2 protein-coding genes and 1 pseudogene are annotated in these 4,541 nt (G+C 75.1%); 2 read left to right on the top strand and 1 reads right to left on the bottom strand.

Features of this window, described 5'->3' with window-relative positions; genetic code table 11:
- Positions 1-42 precede the first annotated feature (42 nt).
- Positions 43-1,512 (bottom strand): aldehyde dehydrogenase family protein, encoded by a 1,470-nt coding sequence (locus SSOG_RS09075; protein WP_009713916.1) that lies wholly within the window; start codon positions 1,510-1,512, stop codon positions 43-45.
- A 168-nt stretch (positions 1,513-1,680) separates the two neighbouring features.
- Between SSOG_RS09075 and SSOG_RS09070 the strand changes: the two genes are divergently transcribed.
- The gene (locus tag SSOG_RS09070; RefSeq protein ID WP_050799823.1) at positions 1,681-2,319 is read left to right on the top strand and encodes a DUF1266 domain-containing protein; all 639 of its coding nucleotides are present in this window, start codon (positions 1,681-1,683) and stop codon (positions 2,317-2,319) included.
- A gap of 42 nt (positions 2,320-2,361) precedes the next feature.
- Positions 2,362-4,541: pseudogene (locus SSOG_RS09065) on the top strand (hypothetical protein); the annotation flags it as partial.

Raw genomic sequence — 4,541 nt, 5'->3', positions numbered from 1 at the left:
CCCGGGGATCGGGGCGGGGTGGCTCGGTGGGATCGGCCGCCGTCATGTGAACCACCGCTGGGGGCGGGGCGCGGTGTTGCGCCAGATGTGCTTGGCCTCCTGGTACTCGTGCAACCCCGCGGGTCCCAGCTCACGGCCGATGCCCGACTGCTTCATCCCTCCCCACTCGGCCTGCGGGACGTACGGATGGAAGTCGTTGATCCAGACCGTTCCGGCGCGCAGCCGCGACGCCACCCGGTGCGCCTTCTCCGCGTCCTGCGTCCACACCGCGCCCGCCAGCCCGTACACCGTGTCGTTGGCGAGCGCCACCGCCTCCTCCTCGTCCCGGAACCGCTCCACCGTGAGCACCGGGCCGAACGACTCCTCCTGCACCACCGTCATGTCCGGCGTGCAGTCGTCCAGCACCGTCGGCAGGTAGTAGTGGCCGCCCGCCAGCGACGGTTCGTCGGGTGGCGCCCCGCCACAGCGCAGCACCGCGCCCTCGTCGATGCCCGCCGCCACATAAGAGGCCACCTTGTCGCGGTGCGCGGCCGAGATCAGCGGGCCGGTACGGGCGTTCTCGTCGAACGGGCCACCGAGCCGGATCGCCCGGGCGCGGGCCACCACCTCGTCCACGAACGCGTCGTGCACCTGCTCCTGGACCAGCAGCCGCGCACCCGCCGAGCACACCTGGCCCGAGTGCAGGAACACGGCCGTCAGCGCGTAGTCGACGGCGGTGTCGAAATCGGAGTCGGTGAAGACGATATTGGGGTTCTTGCCGCCCAGCTCCAGGGCGATCTTCTTGACCGTGGGCGCGGCCGCCGCCATGATCCACCGCCCGGTCACCACCCCGCCGGTGAAGGACACCATGTCCACCCGCTCGTCCGTGACCAGCGGCGCGCCCGTCGTGGACCCGGCCCCCAGGACGAGATTGGCCGCGCCAGGGGGCACCCCCGCCTCGGTGAGCAGCCGCAGCAGCCCGATCGCGGTGTGCGGGGTCAGTTCGCTGGGCTTGAGGACGAACGTGTTCCCGGCGGCCAGCGCGGGGGCCACCTTCCAGGCCGTCTGGAGGAGCGGATAGTTCCACGGCGTGATCAGGGCGCACACCCCGACCGGTTCGTGCACCACCCGGCTGTCGATCTCCGGGCTGCCCGTGTCCAGCACCCGGTCCGCGCCACCGGTGGCGACCAGATGGCCGAAGTAGCGGAAGCACCCAGCGATGTCGTCGAGGTCGTACTCGCTCTCCACCAGCCGCTTCCCCGTGTCCAGGGACTCGGCGCGGGCCAGATCCGCCTTGTCGCGCTCCAGCAGATCCGCCACGCGCAGCAGCAGCCGCCCGCGCTCGGCGGCCGGAGTGCCCGGCCAGGGCCCGCGGTCGAACGCGTCCCGGGCCGCAGCGACGGCCGCGGCCACGTCCTTCGGCCCGGCCTCGTCCACCGTGGCCACCAGGGACCCGTCCGCCGGGCAGCGGATCTCCCGTGTGTGTCCGTCGAGGGCGGCGGTCCACTGTCCGCCGATGAACAGCTCCGGCATGTCTACCCCCTCGTTTCGGGGCTGTACGGCCGGTCGGGCGGGGTTGCGCAGGGGGTGGCCGACGCACGGCCGACCCACTCCATGAGCGTAAGCGCCACCGGGCGCCCCCGCACGGCGTACGGACCCCGGTTGACCGCGGGCAGCGGCTCTGCCAGCATCATTCGCCTTATGGCTGGCTGGATACAGTTCGGCGGCACCCTGGTCAAGATGGCCGTGGGCCCGTCGGCGAAGAAGCGCTACCCCACCCCGCTGACCTCCCACCAGCGGTGGATGGTCTCGCTCGCGGCGATCCTCGCCGAGCGCACCCCGGGGCATTCGCATACCCTGCTGTACCCGCTCAAGCGCGTCGACGTGTCGACCTCCCGGGGACGGCTCTCGGAGAGCTGGGGCATCACCACCACGGAGGACCTGCACGGCGTCCTGCACCGGCTGGCGACCACCGGACACCGTACGCGGATGGCGGCGGCCATCGGGCATCCGCCGCTGGCCTGGGACATCGCCCGCTACGCGGACATCACCCGCTACGGCCTCGCCTCCGGGTACATCGACGAGCCCACCGCGTGGCGGCTGCTGCGCGAGGTCGTGGCGCCGGTCGCGCGCACGTACGGCTCGTGGAAGGAGTACGCGGACGACTTCATGACCGGACGGCTGGCCTGGATGCGCGCCCTTCACGGCACCGAGAACGAGGACTGGCCGGTGTCGCAGGAGGACACGGCGCGGGCCGTGCAGCGGCTGGTGGACCCGATGAACCAGGACAGCCCCTGGCAGCGGACCCCCTGGGAGACCATCTACCAGCCGGACGTCTGACCCGTCGCGTCTCCGGCCACCGGGCCGGGGAGAATCCTCCGCATGGTGTACGACCCCGACGCGCCCCGCGCCCTCGCCGACGAACTGATCGCCGCCCTCGACCCGCTGCCCTATCCGCGGCGCATGCGGGAGCTGGCCGTGCGGGTGCGGGCCGCCAGTGCCCAGGGCCAACTGGCCGCACTCGTCGGGGAGTTGACGGGACGCGGGGCGTACGAGGAGCGGCTGGCCGCCGCCGCGGCCGCGATCGGGGGGCGGACCGGCCACCTGGAGACGCTGCTCACCGACCCCGACCCCCTGGTGCGGTGCCACGCCCTCAGAGGGGCCGGTGCCGGGGCCCGGGTCCGGGACGAGGCGCTGGAGGCGGCGTTCGAGGACGCGCCCGCCGCCGTACGGCGCCAGCTGATCCGGGCCGTCGTCGCCCAGCGCCGCACCGCCCTCGCCGACCGGCTGGTCGACCCGCTGCGGGAGCGCTGGGGCGACGTCGAGGCCGCCCGGCTGCTGCCGGCCTGCGGTGCGGACACCGTCGTACGGCTGCTGCCCGCGCTGTTCCACGCGGTCGGCAGCTGGCGGCCCCTCACCGCCCGTCACCCCGCCGCCGTCCTCGACGAGGCCGAACGGCAGCTGACCGCGCTGCCCGTGGCGCTGCGTACCGACTGGTGGCTGCGGTACGCGCCCGGCGTGGCGCTCGCCGCCCGCGCCGAACCCCACCGCGTACTGGACCTGCTGGAGCGGTGCTGCCACAGCCCGCTGCCCACGCCGCTGCGGCACCGGCTGGGCACGCTGGTGGCCGCCGACCCCGGCCGTACGGTCGATCTGCTGCTCACGCCCGAGCACGCAGGCCTGCTGCGCGGCCGGGGGCTGGAACGAGCCGTACTGCGCCGCCTGGTGTCGGCCGATCCGCCCGAACTCGACGCGCTGGGCCGGGCCCTGGCCCACGATGCCCAGGCCCTGGCGCGGCTGCTCGCCGCCCTGCCGCCCGCCCGCCGCGCCGCCTTCTTCGACGCCGCCACCGCCGAACACGACCCCTCCCACGCCGTCCTGGCCCCTGCCGTCCTCGACGCCCTGCCGCGCCCGCGCCGCCAGGCGGAGGCCCACCGCATGGCCACGCAGGCGCGCGAGCGCGGCGCGCACTGGACCACGGTGCTCGAAGCGGTCGCGTATCTGCCGGTCGAGGAGGCGCGGGAGGAGCTGCTGACGGCCACCCGCCGCCCCGCAGCGGACGACCGCGCCACCGCCTACCCGCTGCTGATCCGCAACGCCGCCCGCTCCGGCGACCCGGACGCCGTCACCGCGCTGCTGCGGCAGCTGGAACGGCTGCGCAGCGAGCAGGACCCGGTGCGCCACGCCGCCCTCGACGCGCTCGCCGCGACCCCGCCCGCCCTGTTCACCGACGACGCCGCCGAACCCCTGGACCGGGTCGCCACCGACGCCATCCAGGCCCGCGACTCCTCCACCGCCACCCGGCAGGCGCTGCGCCGCCTCGCCGTCGCCCTGCTGCGCGAACACGCCGTCACCGGGCGGCGCGAACTGCTCGGCTGGGCGCTGCGCACCGTCACCCGGCTCGCGGGCAGCGTCGGCGCCGCCGACCTCGGCCGCCTCGACCACCAGCTGCGGCGCGGCCAGGAACACACCGTCTTCGAGGCGCTGCGCCCCTGGCTGGAGGCGGGCGCCGAACGCGTCGACCACGAGCTGACCTTCGCCCTCGCCCGCTCCCTCGGACGGCGCGCCCACACCATGCCCGAGCTTCAGGAACTGCTGTGGCAGGCCATCGCGTTCGGCCGCGGCGAAAACCGCCCGCACCGCGATCACCCGGTGGCTGGAGCCGCCACGCGAACGGGACGACCGGGTGGCCGAACTCCTCGCCCAGGAGCCCTCGGCCGCCGTCCTGCCCCCGGTCCTGGCCGTCCTGACCCGGCGCCGCACCGATCTCCTCGACCTGGTGCTCGGCGACACCCCGCCCTACGGCCGCTTCCTCACCCACGGCACCCACTGGACGCCGCCCACCGGCCGCGACACCGCCCGCTGGCTGCCCCGCCAGCAGGCCGCCGCCGCCCGCCTGCTGGCCAGGGCCGCCGCCGACACCGCCCTGCCGCCACCCGAACGCGCCTCCGCGATCGCCCGCGCCGCCCCGCTCGACGAGGGCACGCCGCTGGTCAGGACGTGGGCCGCCGCCGAGGATGTGGTGCTCGCCGAGGCCGCGCTCGCCGCCCTGTCCCACACCC

This window comes from Streptomyces himastatinicus ATCC 53653 (assembly GCF_000158915.1).
Taxonomy (GTDB): Bacteria; Actinomycetota; Actinomycetes; order Streptomycetales; family Streptomycetaceae; genus Streptomyces; species Streptomyces himastatinicus.
This window is presented reverse-complemented; position numbering and strand designations above follow the sequence as displayed.

Excerpts from the sequence above, each read along its gene's own strand:
- SSOG_RS09070 (WP_050799823.1), top strand. The coding sequence starts at position 1,681 with ATGGCTGGCTGGATACAGTTCGGCGGCACCCTGGTCAAGATGGCCGTG.
- SSOG_RS09075 (WP_009713916.1), bottom strand. The coding sequence starts at position 1,512 with ATGCCGGAGCTGTTCATCGGCGGACAGTGGACCGCCGCCCTCGACGGA.